This window comes from Candidatus Nitrospira nitrosa (genome assembly GCF_001458735.1).
In the GTDB taxonomy this organism is placed as follows: domain Bacteria; phylum Nitrospirota; class Nitrospiria; order Nitrospirales; family Nitrospiraceae; genus Nitrospira_D; species Nitrospira_D nitrosa.
Genome location: NZ_CZQA01000014.1, coordinates 76213 through 100767, shown reverse-complemented (window position 1 = coordinate 100767; position 24555 = coordinate 76213). Strand labels below are relative to the sequence as shown.

General features: G+C 53.8%; 25 protein-coding genes and 1 pseudogene. 21 read left to right on the top strand and 5 right to left on the bottom strand.

The genetic code is table 11. The features are described from left to right. The 8 genes and pseudogenes from COMA1_RS19985 (at position 1) to COMA1_RS19950 (ending at position 6321) form a co-directional block, all read left to right on the top strand. Complete coding sequence (locus COMA1_RS19985; RefSeq protein WP_090751294.1) at positions 1-201, top strand: hypothetical protein; 201 nt, start codon at positions 1-3, stop codon at positions 199-201. Then, entirely contained in the window at positions 191-529 is a 339-nt protein-coding gene (locus COMA1_RS19980) for a type II toxin-antitoxin system PemK/MazF family toxin (protein WP_176698211.1), read from the top strand. Before COMA1_RS19985 ends, COMA1_RS19980 begins: the two co-directional genes overlap by 11 nt. After that, positions 472-684, top strand: a pseudogene (locus COMA1_RS21705) (type I restriction-modification enzyme R subunit C-terminal domain-containing protein); the annotation flags it as partial. The gene COMA1_RS19980 and the pseudogene COMA1_RS21705, both read left to right, overlap by 58 nt. Further along, a complete protein-coding gene (locus tag COMA1_RS19970) occupies positions 681-2066 on the top strand; it encodes a restriction endonuclease subunit S (protein ID WP_176698210.1) in 1386 nt (461 codons plus the stop codon). The pseudogene COMA1_RS21705 and the gene COMA1_RS19970, both read left to right, overlap by 4 nt. A 2-nt stretch (positions 2067-2068) precedes the next feature. Continuing rightward, positions 2069-2983 carry a restriction endonuclease gene (locus tag COMA1_RS19965; protein ID WP_090751290.1) on the top strand — a complete coding sequence of 305 codons (915 nt, stop codon included), beginning with the start codon at positions 2069-2071 and terminating at the stop codon, positions 2981-2983. Between the two features lie 5 nt (positions 2984-2988). After that, complete coding sequence (gene darT, locus COMA1_RS19960) at positions 2989-3633, top strand: type II toxin-antitoxin system toxin DNA ADP-ribosyl transferase DarT (RefSeq protein WP_090751289.1); 645 nt, start codon at positions 2989-2991, stop codon at positions 3631-3633. Positions 3634-3644: 11 nt separating this feature from the next. Beyond that, positions 3645-4685: a type II toxin-antitoxin system antitoxin DNA ADP-ribosyl glycohydrolase DarG gene (gene darG / locus COMA1_RS19955; RefSeq protein WP_090751322.1), complete on the top strand. Its 1041-nt coding sequence runs from the start codon at positions 3645-3647 to the stop codon at positions 4683-4685. A gap of 103 nt (positions 4686-4788) precedes the next feature. Next, positions 4789-6321 (top strand): type I restriction-modification system subunit M, encoded by a 1533-nt coding sequence (locus COMA1_RS19950; protein ID WP_090751288.1) that lies wholly within the window; start codon positions 4789-4791, stop codon positions 6319-6321. 443 nt (positions 6322-6764) lie between these two features. Here the strand turns inward: COMA1_RS19950 and COMA1_RS21275 are convergent, their stop codons facing one another. From COMA1_RS21275 to COMA1_RS19935, 3 genes are all read right to left on the bottom strand, one after another. Beyond that, the gene (locus COMA1_RS21275) at positions 6765-6938 is read right to left on the bottom strand and encodes a hypothetical protein (protein ID WP_090751287.1); all 174 of its coding nucleotides are present in this window, start codon (positions 6936-6938) and stop codon (positions 6765-6767) included. Positions 6939-7281: 343 nt separating this feature from the next. Then, a complete protein-coding gene (locus tag COMA1_RS19940) occupies positions 7282-8511 on the bottom strand; it encodes an HD-GYP domain-containing protein (protein ID WP_090751286.1) in 1230 nt (409 codons plus the stop codon). Positions 8512-8646: 135 nt separating this feature from the next. Continuing rightward, entirely contained in the window at positions 8647-9879 is a 1233-nt protein-coding gene (locus tag COMA1_RS19935) for a cyclic di-GMP phosphodiesterase (RefSeq protein ID WP_090751285.1), read from the bottom strand. Between the two features lie 165 nt (positions 9880-10044). On the opposite strand from COMA1_RS19935, the gene radA reads away from it, so the two are divergent. The 11 genes from radA (at position 10045) to COMA1_RS19880 (ending at position 18170) form a co-directional block, all read left to right on the top strand. Next, entirely contained in the window at positions 10045-11406 is a 1362-nt protein-coding gene (gene radA / locus COMA1_RS19930) for a DNA repair protein RadA (protein WP_245631168.1), read from the top strand. Positions 11407-11437: 31 nt separating this feature from the next. Next, positions 11438-12271, top strand: a complete 834-nt coding sequence (locus tag COMA1_RS19925; protein WP_090751283.1) for a hypothetical protein — start codon at positions 11438-11440, stop codon at positions 12269-12271. 5 nt (positions 12272-12276) lie between these two features. After that, the gene (gene tsaB / locus COMA1_RS19920) at positions 12277-13056 is read left to right on the top strand and encodes a tRNA (adenosine(37)-N6)-threonylcarbamoyltransferase complex dimerization subunit type 1 TsaB (protein WP_090751282.1); all 780 of its coding nucleotides are present in this window, start codon (positions 12277-12279) and stop codon (positions 13054-13056) included. Positions 13057-13079: 23 nt separating this feature from the next. Then, entirely contained in the window at positions 13080-13625 is a 546-nt protein-coding gene (rimI, locus tag COMA1_RS19915) for a ribosomal protein S18-alanine N-acetyltransferase (protein WP_090751281.1), read from the top strand. A 16-nt stretch (positions 13626-13641) separates the two neighbouring features. Beyond that, a complete protein-coding gene (locus tag COMA1_RS19910) occupies positions 13642-13881 on the top strand; it encodes an HP1242/YdcH family protein (protein WP_090751280.1) in 240 nt (79 codons plus the stop codon). Positions 13882-13923: 42 nt separating this feature from the next. Beyond that, entirely contained in the window at positions 13924-14700 is a 777-nt protein-coding gene (gene tatC / locus COMA1_RS19905; protein ID WP_090751279.1) for a twin-arginine translocase subunit TatC, read from the top strand. Then, complete coding sequence (locus COMA1_RS19900) at positions 14697-15791, top strand: ligand-binding sensor domain-containing protein (protein WP_090751278.1); 1095 nt, start codon at positions 14697-14699, stop codon at positions 15789-15791. Before tatC ends, COMA1_RS19900 begins: the two co-directional genes overlap by 4 nt. A 20-nt stretch (positions 15792-15811) precedes the next feature. Next, the gene (locus COMA1_RS19895; RefSeq protein WP_176698209.1) at positions 15812-16324 is read left to right on the top strand and encodes a peptidylprolyl isomerase; all 513 of its coding nucleotides are present in this window, start codon (positions 15812-15814) and stop codon (positions 16322-16324) included. Positions 16325-16341: 17 nt separating this feature from the next. After that, positions 16342-17112, top strand: coding sequence for a hypothetical protein (locus tag COMA1_RS19890; protein WP_176698208.1), 771 nt, complete (start codon positions 16342-16344; stop codon positions 17110-17112). A 229-nt stretch (positions 17113-17341) separates the two neighbouring features. After that, positions 17342-17668 (top strand): IS630 transposase-related protein, encoded by a 327-nt coding sequence (locus tag COMA1_RS19885; protein ID WP_141654397.1) that lies wholly within the window; start codon positions 17342-17344, stop codon positions 17666-17668. Next, positions 17649-18170: an IS630 family transposase gene (locus COMA1_RS19880; RefSeq protein WP_090750782.1), complete on the top strand. Its 522-nt coding sequence runs from the start codon at positions 17649-17651 to the stop codon at positions 18168-18170. Before COMA1_RS19885 ends, COMA1_RS19880 begins: the two co-directional genes overlap by 20 nt. Here COMA1_RS19880 and COMA1_RS19875 read toward each other — a convergent pair. Further along, on the bottom strand, positions 18154-19080 hold the full coding sequence (locus COMA1_RS19875) for a polyprenol monophosphomannose synthase (RefSeq protein WP_090751276.1): 927 nt from the start codon (positions 19078-19080) through the stop codon (positions 18154-18156). The genes COMA1_RS19880 and COMA1_RS19875 overlap by 17 nt on opposite strands. A gap of 307 nt (positions 19081-19387) precedes the next feature. Here COMA1_RS19875 and COMA1_RS19870 point away from each other — a divergent pair, with 307 nt between their 5' ends. Next, the gene (locus tag COMA1_RS19870) at positions 19388-20740 is read left to right on the top strand and encodes an FAD-dependent oxidoreductase (protein WP_090751275.1); all 1353 of its coding nucleotides are present in this window, start codon (positions 19388-19390) and stop codon (positions 20738-20740) included. 24 nt (positions 20741-20764) lie between these two features. Here COMA1_RS19870 and COMA1_RS19865 read toward each other — a convergent pair whose 3' ends face one another. Next, the gene (locus COMA1_RS19865; protein ID WP_090751274.1) at positions 20765-21625 is read right to left on the bottom strand and encodes an NAD(+)/NADH kinase; all 861 of its coding nucleotides are present in this window, start codon (positions 21623-21625) and stop codon (positions 20765-20767) included. Positions 21626-22021: 396 nt separating this feature from the next. Between COMA1_RS19865 and COMA1_RS19860 the strand changes: the two genes are divergently transcribed. Then, the gene (locus COMA1_RS19860) at positions 22022-24448 is read left to right on the top strand and encodes an ATP-dependent Clp protease ATP-binding subunit (protein WP_090751273.1); all 2427 of its coding nucleotides are present in this window, start codon (positions 22022-22024) and stop codon (positions 24446-24448) included. Positions 24449-24555: the final 107 nt, after the last annotated feature.

Below are 24555 nucleotides of genomic sequence, written 5' to 3'. Positions count from 1 at the left end.
ATGTCGACAGCTGAACAAATTTTCAAGGAAGTTCAGAAACTTCCGGACGTCTTGGCGCGGGAAGTACTGGATTTCGTCGAGTACATCGAAATCAAGCATGGCCTGAGAGACCGTCATACCGAAGAATTGAAGCAGGCGCAGGAACCGGCCATGCGCCATGTGTGGGATAACCAGGACGACGAGGTTTGGAATGGCGTGTAAGCCAGGCGACCTGGTCTTGATTCCGTTTCCCTATTCTGATCTCCAGTCGGCCAAGAAACGGCCTGTCATGGTCTTGACCCCTTCGGATCGACATGCCGACTTCATCGGGTTGGCCATCACCCCAGTTGCCCAGCCAAATCACGCCATGCCAATCGTTGCAACGGACTTGGTGGAAGGCGCTCTCCCCAAAGCTTGTTGGATCAGGTTCGACAAAGTCTTTACCCTGTCCGAAAGCAGCATCGTCAAAACCTTCGGCGCACTGTCGCCACAAACCATACAAGCCGTGTTGCAAGGGCTCTGCTCCGTCGTTGGGTATGCCCGCAAATGATCCGTGACCATGTCGCGGCGAATCTTGTTGTTGCGCCAGACGACTTCGAGTTCGCGCTCTTTGCTCAAGAAGGTGGGCTAGAGAAAGTGCATCAGTCCTTTGGGACAGAGCTGAACAAGGTGATTGAAGGGCTGAACGGAGCATTAGCGGCGTGAAGACAATCGCGGGGAGTAAAGCAACGAGTGATTGGGGCAAGGTTCGTATTGGCGATGCCCTCAGGTTGATTAACGGGCGAGCTTTCAAACCGACCGAATGGAGAGAAAGCGGCATCCCGATCGTCCGTATCCAAAATCTGAATAATGCGGAAGCTCCCTTCAACTACTACAAGGGGGATCTACCAGAGAAGTTCTTGCTTAATAGCGGCGATCTGCTGTTTGCTTGGTCTGGCACGCCCGGAACTTCATTTGGTGCCCATATATGGCGCGGTGGGAAGGCTTGGCTAAACCAACACATCTTTAAGGTGATGTTTGACGAAGCTGATTTCGATAAGAAGTTTCTTCAGCTTGCGATCAACCAGAACCTCAACGAATATATCCGTGCTGCACATGGTGGAGCTGGGCTGGCGCATATCACTAAGGGCAGGTTTGAGCAATCAGAGTTGGTCAAGCCGACCCTAGATGAACAACGCGACATCGTCGCGGAGATTGAAAAGCAATTCTCCCGTCTCGACGAAGCCGTCGCCAATCTCAAGCGCGTCAAAGCCAACCTCAAATGCTACAAAGCTGCCGTCCTCAAAGCCGCTGTCGAAGGGAAGTTGACCGAAGACTGGCGCAAGCAGCACCCTAACGTCGAGCCAGCCAGCAAGCTCCTCGAACGCATCCTCGCCGAACGCCGGGCGAAGTGGAGTGGAAGAGGGAAATACAAGGAGCCTATTTCTCCGGATGGCAGGAGTGCGCCGTCGCTACCAGAGAAATGGTGCTGGTTAAGCGTAGATGCAATAGCATTCGTCACCAAGCTCGCAGGGTTCGAATACACGAAATACGTAAAATATGACCAAGGTGGCGATCTTGCCGTCATAAAAGCCGAGAACGCGGGCAGGTATGGCTTTAAGAGAACTGAGTTCTCCCGCGTCAAAAACAGCACAGTCGCTCACCTTACCCGCTCCCGATTATACCCCGGTGATCTTTTGATGGTCTTCGTCGGAGCAGGAACCGGAAATGTAGCTCGAGTGCCGGATGACCAACCGTATTTTCTCGGCCCTAACATTGCGATGATTAGAGTGACTTCTGAACTCGTGTCGCCGGGCTACCTGGAACTGTTTCTCCGTTCACCCCTTGGAAACGCAATAGCGTTAGGATTTGCCAAAGCGGTAGCGCAGCCTTCTCTTTCCATGGGAACGATTCGGATGATTTCCATCGCGATTCCTAGTCTTTCCGAACAACTTTGCATCGTGGCCGAAGTCGAGCGCCGCCTGTCGATCATCGAGGAACTCGAAGCCGCCGTCAAAGTCAACCTCGCCCGCGCCGATCGTTTGAGGCAGTCCATCCTTTCACAGGCCTTTAATGGAAAGTTCATATCTAATGGAGTGCGAGGGTAACTATGCCTGAACGGTTACCCTCTCATTTCATTGATCTGGTCCAAGATGCACTGCTGAAATCGTTTTGGAGGAAGAATGCCCTTCTAAACTTTCTCCGGCGTCACAAGATTGCAGAAGGTTTTCTTGCAACATGGCAAGAAACTGAAACCAAGCGTGTGTTTGTAGGGCGATTGTTTCCAAAGCTAGAATCGGATAGCAAGGGTGCTCAGGTTATTAAGCAGATGGGTGCGTCGCTCTCCGATCAAGTGAAGTTTCCCGACCTCGAAGGCTGGGAAGATGCGCCCGCAAAGATTCAATCGGCTAAAGAGGCAATAGTGGCACTTCGTCACTATTTGAATATGCAGAAGCAAAACGCAGACGATGCCAAGACGAGGGAAGAGACCAGAAAGGCCGCTCATCAGCGAATGCAGGAGACGATTAAGAAGCGACAATCTCTGGAAACCCTCGCCGAGAAATTAAAGGAACTTTCAAGGCGGATCGGTACTGCGGAGGCTGGTTACGAGTTCCAAGATTGGTTTTTTGATGTGGTCGATTTCTTCGAGATGACTAATCGGCGTCCATATTCTTCAGGCGGACGGCAGATTGATGGGTCTGTAACGGTTGAGGGCACGACCTATTTGACCGAATTGAAGTTCACCAGAGAACAAGCGGGTGCCCCAGATGTTGATACATTCTTGGCTAAAGTGAACGACAAGGCCGACAATACGATGGGAATCATGATTTCTATGTCTGGTTATTCATCGACAGCGGTTGAGCAAGCGTCTGGACGGAAAACGCCTATCATTCTGCTGGACCATGGCCATGTCTACCTCGTGCTAAACGGGAGCTGGACGTTAGCTGAAGTAGTGTCGCGCGTGAGGAGGCATGCGTCACAAACTGCACGCGCGTTTCTTCCGGCTTCGGAGTTTGGAGCCTAGGATAGATGCCTCCCAATCCTACCCCAATTCTTCGATTCACCCACGTGGACAACCTTGACACGATCATTCGGCGAGGCGGTCTTCATGCTCCGAATCATGTGCCGAATGACGGGTTGTCCTATCGATTCTGTCATAGCGCTGCAATTCAGAGTGCTCGTGCTCAGACGTCTATTCGTTTGGGGCCGGGTGGGACAATTCACGATTATGTCCCATTCTATTTCGGCTGTCTGTCTCCGATGTTGTTAAACCTGAAAACCGGACGCGTAGAAGGTTATAGCGAAGGACAGGATCCCCTGGTCTATCTTGTCTCGTCGGCTCAAGCCCTGGAGACAGCGGGTATCAGGTTCGTGTTCTCGGATGGCCATGGACTGGTTACCTTCTCTCAATGGTTCGACAACCTCGACAAGCTGGATGCAGTTGACTGGACATTAGTAAACGAGCGGTATTGGACAGACACCATCGATGACATGGATCGTAAGCGTAAGAAACAGGCTGAGTTTCTTGTGCACCAGTGCTGTCCGTGGTCTTTGATTCAGGAGATTGTGGTGATTGATGGGAGGATGAAACAACGCGTTGAGACAATCCTGGCCGCTTTCCCTGCAGGTCAGAGGAGGGTAGTCAGGGTTGATCGGAATTGGTATTATTGGTGACCGCTCTACCTATGATTCGTAACACTACAGGCAACCTTCTCCAAACTGACGCGGAAGCCCTCGTCAATACCGTTAACTGCGACGGTTTCATGGGCAAAGGTATTGCTTTGCAGTTCAAGCAAGCTTGGCCTGATAACTTCGATGCTTATGCCAAGGCTTGTCGTGCGAAGGAAGTTCGTCCAGGGCATATGCTGGTTTGGGAGTCTGGCCGAATGGTCAATCCCAGATACATCATTAATTTCCCCACCAAGCGACATTGGCGAGAAAAGTCTAGGCTTGAGGACATCCGAAACGGTCTCCGTGCGTTGGTCGAGGATATCAGGCGGCTGGGAATCCGCTCGATTGCAGTACCTCCGCTCGGCTGTGGGAATGGCGGTTTGGACTGGCAAGCTGTTCGCCCACTCATTGAAGCGGCTTTTGCTGAGTTGCCTGATACACAGGTGCACTTGTTCAGTCCTTCAGGCTCGCCAGAGGCTAAGACCATGCCGGTCAACACGAAAAGACCGGAGATGACCATCAGCCGTGCTCTATTCGTGAAGGTCATGCACCAATATGAGTCTTTGAGTTACCGTCTCACTCTTCTTGAAATCCAAAAGCTGATGTACTTTCTTCAGGAGGCGGGCGAGCCTCTTCGCTTACGGTTCCAGGCGGGGACCTATGGCCCGTACGCTGCAAACCTGAACAAAGTATTGGAACGAATTGAGGGACATCTCATTCGCGGGTATGGCGACAGTCAGAGGCCTGACACTGAAATTGAGTTGCTTCCCGATGCGGCGAAAGAGGCTGACTTATACCTCAGCCAACATCCGCTGCCGATCGTCCGGGTGAATCGCGTGAGCAACCTTATTCAAGGGTTCGAGACTCCTTACGGTATGGAGCTTCTTTCTTCCGTCCACTGGGTTTGCACGCATAGTAAGCCAAAGGCAATTACCCCAGAGGCAGCTATAGAGTCAGTGCATGGATGGAACGAGAGAAAGCAGAAGATGTTCCGCCCAGAGCATATCCGTGTTGCGTACCAGCGTCTTCGTGAGCTTGCTTGGATAGCCAAGTGAGCCCCACTTCCCAAATCGTCCAAAAACTCTGGAACTACTGCAACGTCCTCCCTGCCTGCCGCGCTTTGCTTGGCGCAGACAGGCGCGACGACCAACGGAGACCATGACTACTTCTGCAATTGTTAGCAAACTTTGGAATTACTGCAATGTGTTGCGGGATGATGGAATGTCCTACGGCGACTACGTCGAGCAATTGACCTATTTACTCTTCCTCAAGATGGCCGACGAGCGCACGAAGCCGCCGTACCTGCCCGCGCACGGCGCGCAGGCGGGCAACCAACCACTCAGCATTATTCCCGACAAGTACAGTTGGCCCAGCCTCCTGAAGCATGACGGCGACGATCTGTTCGATCACTACCGACATCTTCTGGAAGAACTGGGTAAGGAAAAGGGCATGCTCGGCCTGATCTTTACCAAGGCCCAGAACAAGTTTCAGGACCCGGTCAAGCTTCGGCGGCTGATTGTGGATCTGATCGACAAAGAAGACTGGTCCACGATGAGCGCCGACGTGAAAGGGGATGCCTACGAGGGCTTACTCGAAAAGAACGCGCAAGACACCAAGTCCGGTGCGGGGCAGTACTTCACGCCCAGGCCGCTGATCCAAGCGATGGTTGAGGCCATTGGCCCGAAGTCCAGTGAGACCACCTGCGACCCGGCCTGCGGGACCGGCGGATTCTTTCTGGCGGCGCACGACTACATCGTGAAGCATTCTCCCAACCTAACCAAGGATGAAAAGCGGCAGCTCAAGCAAGGCACGTTCAAGGGGTGGGAATTGGTCCAAAGTACCGCGCGGCTTTGTGCCATGAACTTGATGCTTCACGGGATCGGTAGCGATAAGGAATTACCGATTAAGGCTGGAGTGGACTCTTTGGCGAGTGACCCTGGCGATCGATTCGAGATTGTCATGACCAACCCGCCATTCGGGAAGAAGAGCAGCACGACGATCGTCGGAGAAGAGGGCGAGGTTTCAAAAGAACGGGATGTCGTCGAGCGTGACGACTTCTGGGCGACAACCTCAAACAAGCAGCTCAACTTCGTGCAGCATGTCAAAACCTTGCTGAAGCAGAATGGCCGCGCCGCCGTCGTGGTGCCGGACAATGTCCTCTTCGAAGGCGGGGCAGGGGAAACTGTGCGCCGCAAGCTCCTGCACGAGTGCGATGTGCACACCCTCCTGCGTCTGCCGACCGGGCTCTTCTACGCGCAGGGCGTAAAAGCCAACGTGCTCTTTTTCGACAAGAAGCCCGCGAGTGAGACCCCCTGGACCAAAAAGCTCTGGATCTACGATCTCCGTACGAACAAACACTTCACGCTCAAGACCGATCCGCTCAAGCGCGAAGACCTCGACGAATTCGTGAAGTGCTACAACCCGACGAACAGGCACTCCCGCAAAGCCACTTGGTCTGACAAGAAGCCCGAAGGCCGCTGGCGTGCCTACGATTATGACGACCTCATCGCCCGCGACAAAGCCAGTCTCGATATCTTCTGGCTCAAAGACGACTCCTTAGAAGACTCCGCCAACCTTCCCAACCCCGACATCATCGCCCAAGAAATCGTCGACGATCTTGAATCCGCCCTCGAACAGTTCAGGCTGATTGCGAATGATCTGGGTGGGGCAGCGTCGAGTGGATCGGTGTAACAGCATGCTCAAGAGCAATCGCTAGGACCGGGCCGGTTTGGACGAAGATCAGTATCATCCTCTTCGTTCCTCACAGACGATAGTGTTCTCTCAGCCTGGTTTCTTATCCAAGTAGTCGGTCTGGGCGTTTTCCGCTTGTTTCGGGATCGAGGATGGCTGTGATCTCCCGACAGGGAGTTGCTACCTCCATGACGAGATCTGGCTCGTGCAGATGTCTGCGGAGGGGGCATCCCTCTACTTTTCACAAGGCAACGCCGGCGCCAGTGGCGCCCACTGGTTAACCTGTTTGCCGATCCCGGTCTCACCTGCTTTCAGCTGCAAGACCTATATGACCGGGTAGACACCGACGATTTGCACAAATCAGTGGTCAGGATCCTCTTGGTCTGTCGTGCTTGTTGGATCCTGCGGGCCCGGAATTCGAGCCCGCAATGGTCAGGATGTCCTTAGCGTGTGCCGACGGTCTGGGATTCGCTGGCTGCCAGACTTTTTCTGCGATTCTCGGCGATGGTGCGGTCGATAATGGCTCCGCAGTTGAAACATTTCCAGGCATAGAAGACGAGAAAGAAATCCGAGAACCGCTCTAGCATCATTGTCCCTTTACACTTTGGACATTCCATCGATCCCTCCTAGGTAGTGAGATGCATAGCTGTAGACTGAGGGAAGCAAGAGCCGCGCCAAATCGGTACCGCTCAATTCTCCAATGATTGGTGAATTACGTAGTTAAACGTGTGGAAGGATTTCAAAGTCTTGACACTTTCATGAGGCTGAAGTGTCAATCTAGTGACTGATTGTAAGTAAGTTATAAAATGTAGTTTCGGAAAAGTGATGAGTATATTGCTTATGAAAAAATAGGGGTCGGGAGTCTTTATAGTGTGTTTTGGAATTGACGTGAGACCAAGAGCGTGCAGTGACAGCTGGGATGCCATCTTGGGGGAGTGGTTCGCTATGATGGTGGGGAATTTATGCCGCTTTCTTGTCGAGATAGTCGGTCGGGTCGATTCCCGCTTGTTTTGGATCGAGGATGGCGCTGATCTTTCTGTGAGGTGTTTCGATCTGTGCCACGAGATCGAGCTCGCGGGGATTCGAGAGGAGGGCATTGCCGGAACTTTTCACAAGGAGTACCACCGGTGCCAACGGCGCATGGTGATGCACTTCTTTGACGATTCCGGTCTCGCCCGTATTCAGCTCCACAACTGATCCTACGGGATAGATCCCCACGACATGGATAAATTGCTGCACCAGCGTGGTATCCAAGTGCCCCTCGATCGCGAGCCGATAGAGAAACTGGAGGGCTTCATGGGCCGCACGACCTTTGTGGTAGCATCGATCACTCGTGATGGCATCGTAGATATCGACAACCGCGGCTATGAGGCCGAATTGGCTGAGCTCGTGTCTCACTCGGCGGTGCGGATAGCCAGTACCATCCACCCGCTCATGATGTTCCAAGGCAGGACGTAGGTAGGAGTCTCCCAATCCGGTCGTAGTGGACAACACTTCCACGCCGCGGAGCACATGTTGCTTCATGATCTCCATTTCATGCGGTTCAAACCGGCCAGGCTTATTCAGGATTTCTGGAGGGATCTTGGTTTTTCCAACATCATGGAGCAGGGTGCCTACTCCCACCTGATGCAAGGCAGTTCGGTTGAACTCAAGATGGCGTCCGAGGGACATGGCGAGAAGCGAGGTATTCACGGAGTGGTAGAAAGTGTATTCGTCGAACTGTTTCAGTCTCGTCAGGCTTGTGAGGGCATCGGGATTTCGGAGTACACTGTCCGTCATGTCGGAGACGACTCGGTTGACCTCCTCCATATTAATCGCCCGTCCCAGCCTGGTGTCGTGCATGGCGTTCTGCACGATTGTTTTTGCGGCGTGATAGATCTGCCTTGCCGCCGGGAGTTCCTCTTCGAACGGAACAATTTGGGGAATCGGTGCTGGCTCTCCTCCTGCGGTGAGTACAGGATCTGTAGCGATGTCCGATTCAGAGAGCGCTTCTGCTTCAACTGCTTCTCCATCTTCTCCATCCGTCCTCACAACCAGGGTTTGCACACCGCAGGCTTTGAGCTGTGCGATCTGGACGGTTGAAGTGATGGTCATCTTATGCCGAAAAAACGGCGTATCCAGCCAGGACCGGTCCAGTTGTTCAACCAGCATCCCTGGTTTTAGTTCATCGATTCCAATGCGCTTTTTCATGGTTATGATGCGGTCAATCGGATCCTTCGCTACGTGATATCGGACCACTATTCGCAAATCTTGAGGTGCAATGAGCCGTAGCGGTTCCGGTGTGGTGGTGATAGACGAGAGAAACGCAGGATCTTATGCCTGAGGCTACGCTGCTTTCTTATCGAGGTAGACGTCTGGGTCAATACCGGTCTGGTGGGGGTGGAGAACCGTTTTGATGCTCCGAGGGGGTGTCGCTGTCTGCTGAGAGAGATCCTCTTCCTGTGGGTGTGAGAGGAGCGTATTTCCAGCGCCCTTGACGAACAGTATCACTGGTGCCAGTGGCGCATTATGGTTGATGCGTTTGACGATGCCGGTCTCACCAGTATTTAGCACCACCACTGATCCGACCGGATAGACTCCGACGACCTGGATAAATCGTTGCACGAGTGTGGGGTCGAGGTGACCTTCGAGCGAGAGCCGATACAGCAATTGGAGGACTTCATGGGCCGGTTTGCCCTTATGGTAGACCCGGTCGCTTGTCATGGCGTCATAGATATCGACAATCGCGGTGATCAGACCGACCTGACTGATGTCTTGATGAGCGCGTCGATGCGGATAGCCGTCGCCGTTGACTCGCTCATGATGTTCTAGTGCCGGCTGGATGTACGTGTCGCCCAGGCCGGTCGTGCAGGAAAGGACTTCGACACCCCTGAGCACATGTTGTTTCACAATTTCCATTTCATGAGGCTCGAACCGACCAGGTTTATTGAGAAGTTCGAGAGGGACCTTCATCTTTCCGATATCGTGCAAGAGTGTGCCGACGCCGGCGAGATGAATCATCGATCGATCGAAGCCAAGGCTCCGGCCCAGAGACATTGCGAGTAGGGCGGTATTCACGGAGTGGTAAAAGGTGTATTCGTCGAATCGCTTGAGCCGTGACAGACTGGGGAGGGCGTCTGGATTGCGAAAGACACTCTCGGTCATATCACTGATGACAGTTTGCACGGCATCGACATTGAGCGCTCGTCCCAGCCGTACGTCTTGCATCGCGTTTTGCACAATCGTCTTGGCGGCCTGATAGACCTGCTTGGCAGCCGGTAGCTCTTCCTCGAAAGGGACATATGTAGGAGTGGAGGATGGGACGGGATCCGGCAATTCATTTGTCGAGTCGATGGGTTTGTCCTCTGGAGTCGATGGTGTCGGTGCTTCTTCAGGGACCTCTTCGGCCTCCACGCGGACGGTCAGCGTCTGCACGCCACAGGCTTTCAGCTGCGCGATCTGCTTGGTGGAGGTGATCGTCATCCTGTGACAAAAAAACGGTGTGCTCAACCAAGACCGGTCGAGCTTGTCGACCACCATGCCCAGCGTTAATTCATCGATTCGGATGTGCTTTTTCATAGGCCGTTGTAGGCTGTCACTAAGCGATATCGGCCAGGATATCGCAAATCTTGAGATTTATCCCATCGACAGCGTGATGTCAGCATGCAGGGCTGGTCCTTTCCTTCCCATTCACCATCCATTAAGATAGCCGGTAGCTCGATTGTTCGCTGTGAGGATCCATCGTTGAAATCAAAAGTGACCTTTTCCTGCCAGGCTTGTGGTCATCAATCGCCACGGTGGCTCGGCCGCTGTCCTGATTGCGGCGGTTGGAATACGATGAAAGAAGAGCGGCAAGCGGCGACCGGCAAGGGTCGGCCTGCTGACTTGAAAACAGCTCAAGCCAAGGCCACACCCATCGCCGAGATCGAAGTGGTTGGTGAGGACCGTCGGTTGACCCACATCGGGGAGTTTGATCGAGTCTTGGGCGGTGGTGTCATTCCCGGCTCGGTGATCTTGATCGGTGGTGATCCTGGCATCGGGAAGACCACGTTGTTACTCCAGGCCTTGCCACGGTTGGCGACGAAGGAGGCCCCGGTTCTCTATGTCTCAGGGGAAGAATCGCCTCGGCAGATCAAAATGCGGGGGCAGCGGTTGGGGATCGAACATCCGCATCTGCTGATTTTGGCTGAAACGTCACTCGAACTGATCTTGAAATCAATTCAGGAGGTTCGACCGGTTGCGGTAGTCGTCGATTCTATTCAGACGGTATACACGGAACAGATCACCTCGGCTCCGGGCAGCATCAGCCAAGTCCAAGAGGTGGCGGGACAACTGATGTGGTTTGCGAAGCGCGCCGGCGTCCCGGTCTTCATCATCGGACATGTCACGAAGGAAGGGGCCATCGCCGGGCCGCGATTGTTGGAGCACATCGTCGATACGGTGTTGTACTTCGAGGGTGACAAAGGCCATAGCTATCGCATTCTCCGGGCCGTCAAGAATCGATTCGGATCAACGAATGAAATCGGTGTATTCGAGATGAAGGACGCCGGGCTCGAAGAAGTCAGTAACCCGTCTGAGTTGTTCTTGGCCGAACGTTCCCAGCGGAGTGCTGGATCGGTGGTGGTGTCGAGTCTCGAAGGGACAAGACCGATCCTTGTTGAGCTACAGGCGCTGGTGTCCTCGACGAGCTATGCTATGCCCAAGCGGATGGCGAATGGGGTGGAGTTGAATCGTGTCTCCCTGTTGCTTGCGGTGATGGAAAAACGGTTGGGTGTGCATCTCTCCGGACAGGACGTCTATGTGAATGTCGTCGGTGGCATGCATATCGACGAGCCGGCGATTGATGTGGGGATTGTGGCGGCGGTCGCATCGAGCCTGCGAGATATCCCGGTTGAACCGGGGTTTTTGATGTTAGGCGAGATCGGCTTAGGCGGGGAGGTCCGCGCGGTCAGTCAGGCTGAGGCGCGCATCCGTGAAGCGGCAAAGATGGGGTTCAAGCGCTGCCTCTTACCAGAGCGAAACTTGTCGAAGCTGGATCCGATCGAGGGAATAGAGTTGATTGGGATTCACGAGGTCAGAGAGGCGCTCGACGTGGTCTTGGCGTAGTTTGTTGGCAGAGAGGCCGAGTTCATCACCGATGATCATGACGCGTCTGTTCTTCGTCATTCTCCTTGGGCCGCTTGTCTTGCTTACGGGTTGCGCACTGGTTGGTCCCAAGGAAGAGCTGTCGCTCAAGCGAGTTACGGTGGAGGACCTTACCACCCTGTTGCGCCAACGTGATACCGCAGTCCATTCCATGAAAGGCTTGTTCAGCGCCAAGGTGCGTGGTGGGCTGATTCCGATTCTCTCCCGAGTCGAGGGAACAGTCTACTATCGACGGCCGAATGCCTTGAGGCTCAAGGGCTTCACTCCGTTCGGAGGCGAGCTGTTTGAATTCGTGCAGGCTGACGAGTGGTATAGGCTTCGGCTCCCGATGGAAGGGAAAGTCTATACCGGTTCGCAAGCCGACCTAAAAGATCAGGGGAATCTTGCGCGCTTCTCCCAATTGAGTACTTGGGCCATCGGAGGTCTTTTGGGAGCGAACGCGCTTGCCAAAGACGAAACCGCCAAGCTTGTACTGGAGCGGAGTCGGTATCGTCTTGATATCTACGGGACCGCACGTGGGGGTGGCCATTCGTCGCGGACACTCATCCGCCGTCTTTGGTTTGATCATCGGCTGTTGGTGGTGCAGGAGGATCGGCTTGGTGGGGATGGGGAGATTGAGGCCACGATTCACTACGATGATTTTCGGGCTTTCGATGAGGGAGGTGCCGTATCGTCGCAGGTCATCGCCGATACAGAGGCTCGGTTGCTACGCCCGTTCAAAATTTCTCTCGAGGCTGGACGGGGGCAGGGAGCCGTGCAAATCACCTTCCATGAATTGCATCAGAATCAGACCATCACAGCGGAAGACTTGGGACAGGCTTTGTAACCGCGATGAAGATTCTCGCAATTGAAACGGCCACCACGTGGCAGAGTGTGGCGATTCTCGATGAAACCGGCGTGCTTGCCCAGCATGGGCAGGAGGCTGGTGGGGCCCATGGCGCATTGCTTTTGCCGACCATCGATCGCCTGCTGATGCAATCACAGGTGAAACTTCATGAGCTGAGCGGGGTGGTCTGTTCCGCTGGGCCGGGTTCGTTTACAGGGATTCGAGTCGGTCTCGCCACAGGCCTCGGACTCCGGGCTGCAACCGGACTTCCCCTGATTCTTGTCCCAACATTGGAAGCCATGGCCTGGAACGTGGATAGCACCATACCGATTTGTCCCCTCTTGCCCAGCCGTCGGGGAGAAGTGTATTGGGCGATCTTTCGCCGAGGCGTGGATGGGCATGTCGAGCGTGTGTTAGGGGAGCAGGTCGGGACGGAACATGTGTTCGTTCAGAGTCTCCATGAACCGACGTTGGTATTTGGAGCGGGATGGACGACGATGGCCCCCGAGACTCACGACCGTCTCGCAAGGGCGGGCACGGTGAGGGTCGGATCAGAACATGTCTTCACGCCGTCGGCTGTCTCAGTTGCTCGTGTTGGGATGAGTCGGCTTCAACGGGGGGAGGTTGCCGGTGAGGTCGTGGCTCCACTCTATGTCCAACGGGCTGAGGCCGACATCCAATACGAACGATCTGGAGGGCTGTCACCCGTCGCGAGGCGTCAAGGCCGGGTTGAACGGAAGACGGCAGAGCGATTGGCGCGAGGCCGGAAACGGTCGAGGGTGTGATTCCTCTGTGCGGTGGGAGAGCGATGTTGGATCTGCACATTCTTCCAGCGACAGCGGAGATGTTGCCCGAGATTGTTTCGCTAGAAGAGGCTTGCTTCTCGGCGCCTTGGACGCGCAAAATGCTGGAAGCTGAGTTAACGGGGAATCCTTTCGCGCATTTTCTTGTCGCGCTCCGCCAGGATTGGTCGGGGGGGGAAGCGAACTCAGTGATTCTGGGCTATCATTGCTTTTGGATTGTATTTGAAGAGCTGCGGCTGATGAATTTGGCAGTCCAAGGGACGATGCGCAGACAGGGAGTGGGACGGGCGTTGGTGATGGAGGCCTGCCGCTTGGGGCTTGAACAGGCCGCGACTCGAGCGATCCTCGAAGTCAGAGCCTCGAACGATGCTGCACGGTCGTTGTACACGCAGATGGGGTTTATTCAGGTCGGTAAACGTCCGCAGTATTACACCCATCCCACTGAAGACGCGCTCTTAATGGAAATAAATCCGCTTGTACTGCCAGGTGAGCGGCAGCGAGATCGAACATGCCGCTCAGGAGGTGACTCACTGTTGTCAGATTCACTCTAACCAGAGGAGGTGTCGTATGTTGACTGAAGATGCGATCATGTTACAACTTCGCCACACCAATACGGAATTTCGAGAGCTGGAAGAGTCTCACCATCGCCTGGACCTTGAACTCAATGAGCTGCAAAGACGTCATGTGCTGACGCCAAACGAAGAGATCGAGAAAAAGCGGATTCAAAAAGAGAAGTTGGTCAAGAAAGACAAGCTGGCAGAATTCATTCGTCTGTATCGGGACCAACAACTGGAGCCAGCACGGTAATCAGCCGCTTGCCATACAAATTTAGAACTCTTAGCCAGTTTTATGCAGCACGTCGTTCATCCGCTTGCCCTTCACATTCAAGCCGTCAAGCGTCGATTGCTCATCATCGGGGCGACGGTGGTGGGCTCACTGGTGCTCACGTTCACGTTTTCGTCGGAAATGGTGGCCTGGCTGAATCGCCCATTTCCAAACCAGCTGGCATTTTATGGGCCGACGGAGGCGCTCTTCGCTTCGATCAAGGTCTCGTTGTTGGCGGCAGTGATCCTGAGTCTGCCGGTCATTTTCTACCAGTGTTGGAAGTTCATTGAACCAGCGTTGTTGCCGACCGAACAACGCTGGGCCATCCCGCTGTTTATGATTGCCGGCGGGTTGTTCGCATTAGGATTGGTGTTTTGCAATGTAGTGATCCTGCCGCTCGTGATCGAGTGGTTTGTGAGTTTTGGGTTGGACCGTGACGTGACCCCACAACTCAGTGTGGGGACCTATATTGATTTCAATGTGAAGTTCTTGCTGATCTTTGGGTGTGCGTTCGAATTGCCGTTGGCCATGACCCTTGCGGCGATGACGGGATTCGTTTCTGCACACCAGTTCGCTCAGTACCGTAAGCATGCCATCTTGCTCTGTCTTATTGTCTCGGCGGTCGTCACGCCAGACGCGACACTATTTACGATGCTTCTCATGGCCGTTCCTCTGATGGCGCTGTACGAGGTCGGGATTCTTGGCGCGCGTATGTTTGGACGGAATCTGACTCACAGCGACGTTGATTTGCCGCTTGATCCGGATCTGCCGATCAATACTGCAGGAACGAGGGTGCGATGACGGCTCGGCTTGTGAAGGTTTATCGGATCGCTCTTCTTACGGTGACCCTGCTCGTGGGAGCTGGTTTTCTGTATGTGGTAGGGGGTGAGGCCTTTCAGACGCATCTCGTGTCGTCTCCGATACCGACCCCGATGGCAGATCACTCATCATCGCCCGGCCCGTTTGAACAATCCGTCGCGAGTGTGCAAGCGCTCGTCATGGATGGCCATGGGACGATTTACGCTGGGTCATTTGGACATGGCATCTTTCGTAGCGCCGATCGTGGGTCAACATGGGCTCGAGCGGGGGGAGGAGTGACTGATCCGTTTATTCTGAGCCTCTCCTCCACCAAGGATGGTGCGGTCTACGCCGGTACGTTTCGCGGGGGAGTGTTTCGTTCGCGTGACGACGGCCGCTCGTGGCAACCGGTGAGCACCGGGCTCAAACAGATGGAGGTGAAGGCTCTCCTGGCAGTTGATCAGGAACTCTTTGCTGGAACGGGTGATGGTGTCTATCGTCTGCGGCACTCGGACGATCACTGGATTCCCGTCACGACTGGATTGGATGATATTTTGGTTCATGCCTTGGCTCGTTCGCCTGATGGAACGTTATTCGCCGGAACATCGGGGAAAGGCCTCTTTCGCTTCAGCCCTCGTTCATCAGGGTGGGTGCGGCTGCATCATGGCTTGAAAGACCATGAGGGGCTGATCGAAAACTTCATCCGCGTCCTCGTCATTGATCACGACCAGAACATTGTCGCCGGAACGTTCGATGGCGGTGTCTTCCGCAGTGCTGATGGTGGACTGACCTGGCGACCGATCAGCCGGGCATTACCCAATGATTCCATCCGGGGTATTGTGTCGAGCGATCGGACATTGGTTGTGGCGACGGGGAATGGAATTTTTAAGACGGTGGATCAGGGGAAGCAATGGACTCCGGTGAATAAGGGATTGACGAACCAGGCTATCCAGGTGTTGATCGGATCCAAGGAGACCGGACTCTATGCCGGAACAAGTTCCGGAGTGTTTCGGAGCGACGACGGGAGTTCATGGATTGCCGTGAATGAGGGGCTGGAGGCTGGAGTTGCGCCACCGCCGTTTCTCTTTCGATAATGTGAGAAAGGATACATCGAATGGCTGAGAAAAATGACAAAGTCCAAGCGACGATTGCTGTAACCAGCAAGGGGCAACCGATCGGTGACATTATGCTCAAGTTTTTTTCCGATGTGGCACCCGGTCATGTCGCGAACTTCATCAAGCTGTCCAAAGAGGGATTCTACGACGGGACAACGTTCCACCGAGTGATTCCTGGATTCATGATTCAGGGAGGGGACCCAAATAGTAAGAGCCCAGATCGTTCCTCACATGGTATGGGTGGGCCTGGGTACAAAGTGAAGGCAGAGTTCAACAGCACTCCCCATAAGCGAGGGATCGTCTCGATGGCTCGAGCCAATGATCCGGATAGCGCCGGGTCGCAGTTCTTTATCTGCGTCGCAGACGCAAACTTCCTCGATTGGCAATATACGGTCTTTGGAGAGGTGGTGAGCGGTATGGACGTCGCCGACAAGATTGTCGGTATGAAGCGTGATGGCAGGGACAATCCATTGGAGCGTGCTGAGATGACCGTCACGATCAGCGAGGGGTGAAAAAGGGGGAAGGAGGGGTGAAATATCGGAAGTCGCACGCTCGAAAACTCAACACGGTGATGTCGGCGCTCATCGTGTTTCTGACTCTTTTCCCCATCATATTATTGATCGGTTGCGCGGTGCCGCACATTCCGTCACGGATTGTGTACGAAGATCCTGTGAACTATGTGCGGCTCGAAGAAGATGCCGATGTGCTCGCTGAATGGCCACCCACTCACCATACCCATCCTTTTCTCATAGAAGCTGGCACCATACGTACAATCTTGACGGGAATGAAGGTGCAGGAACACCGGACCGTACTGCAACGGTGGTTTCTTGGGGAGTCTCCATTGGTTCAGGCTTTCACGGATGAGGAGATAACGCTCTTGTCGTCTCAACTGGCGGAAGCGTTGGCAGAAGCCGCCTATAACGAGCGTGTCACGTTTTATCTCAGCCAACCGCAAACATTTGCTCGGCGCATTATTACGACGGGTGGATTGTATATCCATGGCGCGGAGTTGCATTTTTTGCTGGGTAACTGGCGGATCATTTACGGGATTCCAGCCTATGGCATGATCTACGACCGCCGCTATCCTATGAGGCCGACCGCGGCCAAGGGTTTTGATCTGCTGTTTCAGCCGGTTGAGGCGATGATTCCCCTGCAAAGCAGCTTGCTTGACGGGGTCTTTGCCAACGCTAAAGATGAGCTGGTTATTGATTTAACCAAGCTTGAATCTTCTGAGCCGGTCACATTGCTCATAGGCCCCTGTATGAATAGCCGGGCGCTCTGTTCACGGAAGCCCAGCTGATCCCCTTCTCTAGGGCTTTTAGAAGGCGACGAGCAAGACTGACGACAAGTCCGGAGGGGAGAGGGGCTTTATTGCCTCGTTGATCCTCTAAAGCACATCCTGGGCACTTCCATCAACCCTTCGATGATCGATGGCCACCCCAGCTTGCTCTGACCTAAGATACGGTCGCTATAGCCAAGCCCTCAATTACTGATGGACATAGGCAGTGGACTTTAGCGATCATGCGGGCATGAGATGTTCACCAGATTTGCGCCAACGGGTCGTGGATTTTGTCCGAAGTGGGGGAAGCAAGGCCGACGCGGCTCGGCGGTTCAAAGTCGGTGAGGCGAGCGTGTACCGCTGGCTCAAGCCTGGTGGCCTAACGTACCAGCGTCCTGGTCCTCGTCGGGCCCACAAATTGGATTGGGAGCAGTTACGCCGTCATGTGGAGGACCATCCCGATCGGATACAAGCAGAACGGGCGCGGCATTTCCACGTCTCCCGACATTGCATCTGGAACGCGCTGCGCAAACTGGCCGTCACGCATAAAAAAAAGGATGGGCTACCAAGAACGTGACCCTCTCCAACGACGACGGTTCCTCCGTCTTCGTGAACGGTTTCTGCGACGCGGCAAACAGCCCGTCTACATCGATGAATGTGGGTTTGCCCCGTCGACGGTGCGGCGCTATGGATACGCGCCGAAAGGCCAGCGTGTAGATGGCCTGGTGTCCGGGCATCGACGGCCACGCACCTCGCTCATTGCCGCTCGTATGGATGGGCAACTGGTAGAGCCCTGTCTGTTCAAAGGCACCTGCGATACCGTGGTCTTCAACGCGTGGCTGCAGACGAGATTGTGCCCGCGCCTGACCGCCCACCATCTCGTCATCATGGACAATGCCACCTTTCATACCTCGCCCGAAACAGCGCAGCTCATCAAGGCGACTGGGGCGACCTTGCTATTCCTTGCACCCTATTCCCCCGACCTCAATCCCATCGAGCGGGACTTCGCCGTGCTGAAGAAACGCCGGGAATATCAGGAGCAAGCCACGCTCGACGACATCGTCAAGGCCTATCAATGATTGTGAACTTAGCTATAAATCGAATAGGGAGTTCACTGACCGTCGCTCCAAGCTGCACAGCTCGCCAGGCTAACTCCACTTGAAAAATGTATCCCTTGGCTTGCACCGTCGACAAAGCCATCCTCTCCAGCAGTCCCCGGCGATAACACCGAAAGCCTCCGGTCCAGTCTTGAATGATCGAGCCTAGAAAGAGGCTTACATAGCTGTTGCCGCATCGGGACACGAGGCGTCGGCGGGCGTTCCAGTTTTCCGTTCCACCGCCAGGAACATAGCGACTGCCAATGACCAAGTCGGCTGTGTGGCTGCGGTGAACTAAGCGGGGAAGATCCCACGGGGCATGACTGAAGTCGCAATCCATTTCAATGATTCGATCATACGGTCGCTGGAGGGCCCACTGGAAGCCCGCGATGTAGGCCGGCCCGAGCCCTTCCTTTCTTGGCCGATGGAGCACATGGACATGAGGGTGGCGGGTGCTGAGCTGATCAGCCAGTTCACCGGTTCCATCCGGTGAATTGTCATCCACTATTACAATATCGGTTACGAGATATTGGCCGATTGCCGTAACGAGTGCCTCTAGATTGGCACGCTCATTATAGGTCGGAAGAACCACAAGGATAGATTCCTCAAAGGTGAATGGTGAGGTAGGCACGAGCTGTAGCTCTCCCGCCACTTGAGCGTATCCCGGGTCATGATCGTTTACTGAGGCTCTATCGCTAATTGCCACGCGAGCGCTATTAACGCCTTGAGCAATGAGTACTTCGGCTTGGTCAAAATCCGGTACAAGGTATGCTTCGTCTCGGCGCAATCGCTTGGGAGCGACTGGCTGGCCATTCTTGCAAGCCGGATGGAAGTGAATCGAAGTGGCTTGGGGCCCAGTGTCTGATGAGGCAGTCACCTGATGCGAGGACATGAAGAACCTTGCCGAGTCTCACTGGTTGTGATGGCTCTGCCTATCTAGAACAAGATCGGCATTGGCTGTTCTGGATATTTAGGAGCAAGACCGAAACGGATATTGCGTGTGATCCGCCCACCCTCCTGTGGAAGCGTGTGGATTGTAGACGACCCGCAAGAACTGTGCAAGTAGAGGCATATGGATGGCTTTTCCCTTTAGTAACCAATACGCTGTCCATTTTGACAGTGCGGGAATCGCTATGCTACAGTCCGCCGATCGTTGATAATCAAGGCTTTTCTACGTACATCCTGAAGGGCGATTGAACATGAGCGGATTGCAGACGCATGTCGTTATTGTGGCAGGGGCAGGGCCGGCTGGTATGGCGGTGGCGGCTGCTCTCTCAAAGGTCGGGCATGAGGTGATCATCCTAAACCGTGACATAAAATTTGGTGGGTTGGCGGAATATGGGATCTTCCCATCCAAGTTGAAGCTTCGCGGTGGTCTTAAAAAACAGTACTGGGAGCTCCTTCAACAGAAGAACGTCCATTATTTAGGGAACGTCACGATTGGGAACGGCAAGGACCTCACAGTTGAAGAGGTGTGTGGGTTGGGAGCGAGCGCGGTTGTCTTTACGATCGGTGCTCAGGGAACCAAAGCCATTGGTGTGGAAGGAGATTCTGCACAAGGCGTGTTCCACGCAAAGGACGTCGTCTATCACTTTAACCGACTCCCGGGATTTGGGGATCGCCCGTTTGACATGGGAAAGCACGTTGCGGTGATCGGAGCTGGTGACGTGATGGTGGATATTGCCCACTGGTTAACCCGCTATAAACAGGTCGAACGGGTTACGGCGATCGTGAGACGTGGGCCGGTCGAACGAAAATACAATCCCAAGGAGATTCGGAGTATCTGTGCCAATATGGACCTTGAGGGGATCAGCGCTGAGTTTAGTCGCATCAAGGACCGTCTCACCAGGGTCGGCCAAAATCCTGATGAAGTCCTGAAGGCCTTTACCGGCGAGTTTACTAAATGCGAACCCAAGGTGTCTGAGACAAAGATGGGCTTTCGTTTCCTGGCCTCTCCAAAACGGATTCTCATTGATCCCAACAATCGTGTTCGCGGACTTGAAATGGAAGACAATCGGCTCGATCCCAAAGGAGAGGATACGGTCGCTGTCGGCCTAAAAACGTACTATGAGTTTCCTTGTGATTCAGTGGTGTTTGCCGTCGGCGATAGGGTCGATGAGACAGTCGGTCTTCCCTATAAGAACGGAGTGTTTACCACTAATCCCAACAAGACGGGGAATGATCCTGATGATGCCCTGTTTCAGGCTTACGATGAATCGACGGGCAAGGTCATGGAAGGGGTGTTCTTGGCGGGTTGGGCTCGAAAAGCCAGTGAAGGCCTCGTTGGTGTTGCAAAACGTGATGGAGATTGGTGTGCGGAGGTGGTTGAACGGTATTTGGGCGCTAAGTCTGGCGGGGGAGGGGTGAACATCGTGCTGGACCGCCTGCACACGAAGTTAAAGCAACGGCAGAGTCGTCCGGTTGATGTGAATGGGTTGGGGGCTCTAGATGCGGCTGAACGTTCGTTCTCCGAGAAGACCGACTGTATCGGTGAGTTCAAGTTTTCGGCGAACCAGGATATGCTGAAGTATATCGAACAGACGAGTAGTTGAAGCCGATAGATCGTTATCCCGTCCTTAACTATGTCCCCACTTTAACTTTTCCCGTAAGACTTCATAATAGTGGCTTTCCGGAAACCTGATGAGCCGAGTCCGGCTCTCTGAAGCTTGGATAACGGCGGTGTCGCCCTGTGTCATGGCCACGCCGACTTGCCCATCCAACGTTGCCATTGATCCATCATCTTTACTCGTCAGTGTGACTTCAATCACGGCATTGTTGGGCACGATCAAGGGTCGGTGAGTTAAGGTGTGTGGACAGATTGGTGTCAGGATGAGCGCCTGGAGGCCGGGATTCATGATCGGGCCCCCGGCCGAGAGTGAATAAGCGGTAGAGCCTGTGGGTGTTCCGATAATGAGGCCATCTCCACGAAGATTCGTTACGAATTGGCCGCCAATTGCAACATGTAGTTCAATCATGCGAGCCAAGGTGCCTTTGCTGATCACCACATCGTTAAGCACGACGCCTTGCGCGACAGTTTCTCCATGCCGGTGGATATGCGTGGTAAGCATCAGCCGTTCATCAAGGGCGAAATCGTTGGCGAAGACTCGTTCGAGAGATGGATAGAGGTTGTCGAGTCGGACCTCCGTCAGGAATCCGAGCCCTCCCATGTTGACTCCCAGGATCGGAATACTTCGTTCAGCTGAAAGCCGTGCTGCGCTGAGAATGGTTCCGTCCCCTCCCAGTACCAACAGAACATCGGCTTGTTGCGCGAGTTGAGTTTTAGGGACTCCTCCGAGTTCGTTCAATAACAGTGCGGAGGTCGTGTCAAGTAAGACATCGATGTGATGCTCACGAAGCCAGGCTACTACGCCTAGCAGCGTGGTCTTTACCTCAGGGAACTTTGGCTTCGTCAAAATCCCAACACTTTTACTTTTCATGAATGCCAAGCATGTGGGTGGGCGGATGAGAATAGTCATTGTATCGGGATGCGTAATTTTATGTCAACGGAAAGGCTGTTGGGTTTTTCGTATTCTCTTTGTAAGGAGTGTGTGAGCAACTTTTTGTTCTGCCAGCGTGCAATCCGTAGCGACCCAATGGACCACAGCCTAGCAGGAAAGGATGCGTCTCTTGAATCTATGACTGGAGGGCAATCGAGCTGTCCTGCAATCTACTTGCACAGGAGACCACGGAATTCAGAAACCAGAACCTTGCTTCCCAGTCTCGTTCTCTACTCAATCTTGACTCTCAAACGTACTGTGGTTAGAATCAGAGCAAGGTTTTTCAAGGGTTTGCTTGAATGCGGCCGGGGTATCACTCACCGAGAAGGAGGCAGGATGTTCGAACGATTTACGGATAAGGGTCGAAAGATCATCATCCTTGCGCGTGAGGAGGCTGAGCGACACCAGAACGACTATTTGGGCACCGAACATCTGGTCTTGGCGATCCTTCGTGAGTCCGATGGGATTGCCCTCATGATCCTGAAGAAGATGGGATTATCGACTGAGCAGATTCGACTGGAGATCGAACGTAACCTGCCCGGCGGGGGAACAACGATGACGTTTGGGGAAATCCCCTTTAGCCCACGGGTCAAGAAGGTCATTGAGTATGGGGTTGAGGAGGCTCGGTTACTGGGCCATAATCACATTGGGAGCGAGCATCTGCTCCTCGGGCTGTTGCGTGAAGAGGAAGGGATCGGTGGAAAAATCCTTCGAAGCCTGGGGGCAAACTTACTGACCGCACGTCAGTTAACTGTAACCTTTTTGCGGAAATCTGCTCCGCGTGAGCGTGATCGGAAGAGCAATACCCCGGCGTTGGATGAATTTGGTCGAGACCTGACCCAGTTGGCTCAAGAAGGTCAATTGGATCCAGTGATTGGTCGGGCGGACGAAATCGAGCGCGTCTTGCAGATTCTTAGCCGGCGAAGCAAGAACAACCCGGTGCTCATTGGAGAGTCGGGTGTCGGGAAAACGGCCATAGTCGAAGGGCTTGCTCAAAGAATCATCCAATCAGAAGTGCCAGACAACCTGCTCTCACGTCGAGTCATCGCGTTAGATTTAGGGTCTCTTGTGGCAGGGACAAAATACCGTGGACAGTTTGAAGAGCGTCTCAAAGTTGTAATGAAGGAAATAGTTCAGGCTGGCAACATCATTATATTCATCGACGAACTTCATACCCTGGTTGGTGCTGGAGCGGCTGAGGGATCCATTGATGCATCGAATATGTTGAAACCCGCGCTTTCGCGAGGAGAAATTCAGTGTATCGGCGCGACGACATTAGATGAGTACCGGAAGCATATCGAAAAAGATGGGGCATTGAAGCGGAGATTCCAACCGATTTATGTCCAGCCACCGAATATGGATGAAACCGTCCGTATTATTCAAGGACTTCGAGATCGCTATGAAGAACACCATGGAGTGGAGATTACGGAGGATGCGATCGTGGAGGCCGTCAAGTTGTCTGATCGGTACATCACTGATCGGTTCTTGCCCGATAAGGCGATCGACCTGATTGATGAAACCGGATCACGCGCTAAGCTGCAGACCTACGCACTTCCTTCAGAATTGAAGGCCATGGAGCAAGAACTGAAGAAAGTTGCCCGTGAGAAAGAGCTCTCAATTTCTACGCAGAACTTTGAGGAAGCGGTTCGACACCGTGAAGAAGAAGAGCGGTTACGCAAACTCCTTGATGAATCCAAGCGAGAGTGGAAAAAGAACCAGGAAAAAAATAAGCCCGTGATCGGCAAGGAAGATGTCGCTTACGTTGTTTCAAAAATGACGGGTATCCCACTCTTCAAGCTGGAAGAGGAAGAATCAAATAAGCTCCTGAGAATGGAAGAATTTCTTCACAAGCGGGTAGTCGGCCAAAACGAGGCGATTTCAGCCGTTGCCCGAGCCATTCGGCGTTCTCGAGCTGGTCTAAAAGAGACAAAGAAACCAATTGGCTCCTTTATTTTCCTTGGGCCGACAGGGGTCGGCAAGACAGAGCTTGCCAGGACTCTGGCGGAATTTCTATTCAACAGCGAGGATGCGTTGATTCGCGTTGATATGTCAGAATATCAGGAGAAATTCACTAGCTCTCGGCTTTTCGGCGCCCCTCCGGGCTACGTGGGGTATGAGGAGGGAGGCCAGCTGACGGAAAAGGTTCGTCGTCGGCCTTACTCCGTTGTCCTGTTTGATGAAATTGAGAAAGCGCATCCCGACGTGTTTAATGTGCTGCTCCAAGTGTTAGATGACGGGGTTCTGACGGACAGCCTTGGCCGAAAAGTCGATTTTAAGAATACTGTGGTCATTATGACGTCCAACATCGGGACGAAGATGATCCAGAAGGGTGTGTCGCTAGGGTTCCAGAGTACGGAAGGCGAAGCCGCACGTCGGAAAAAGGAAGAGGTGCTCGGAGAGCTTCGCAAGTCATTCAGCCCAGAGTTTTTGAATCGTATTGATGAAATCGTTATTTTCCATCAGCTCGAGAAGGAACAGCTCTACAATATCTTGGACATCCTTCTCCATGAGTTGAATCTGAGGCTGGTTGACAAAGGGATTGAGATTGAGGTTGATGATGAAGTCAAACAGTGGCTCATTAAAGAGGGTTATGAGCCGCTCTATGGGGCACGACCGATGCGAAGGGCCATCCAACGTGCTATCGGCGATCCCCTCTCTGATGAACTGATCCGGGGGCGCTTTAAGGAAAGCCGTAAGGTGAAGGTGGTCTTGCGAGATGGGGCTCCGGCCTTTATTGAGCAGGAGGCGATGGCTGGGGTGTAATGCCCGTCTGTGGTTGTTCAGCGATTCAATACGATGGACATGGCCTCTGTAGCATCTGGCTACAGAGGCCGTTTTATTTCAAGAAGGTTTGGTGGCCTCGTCAGCTA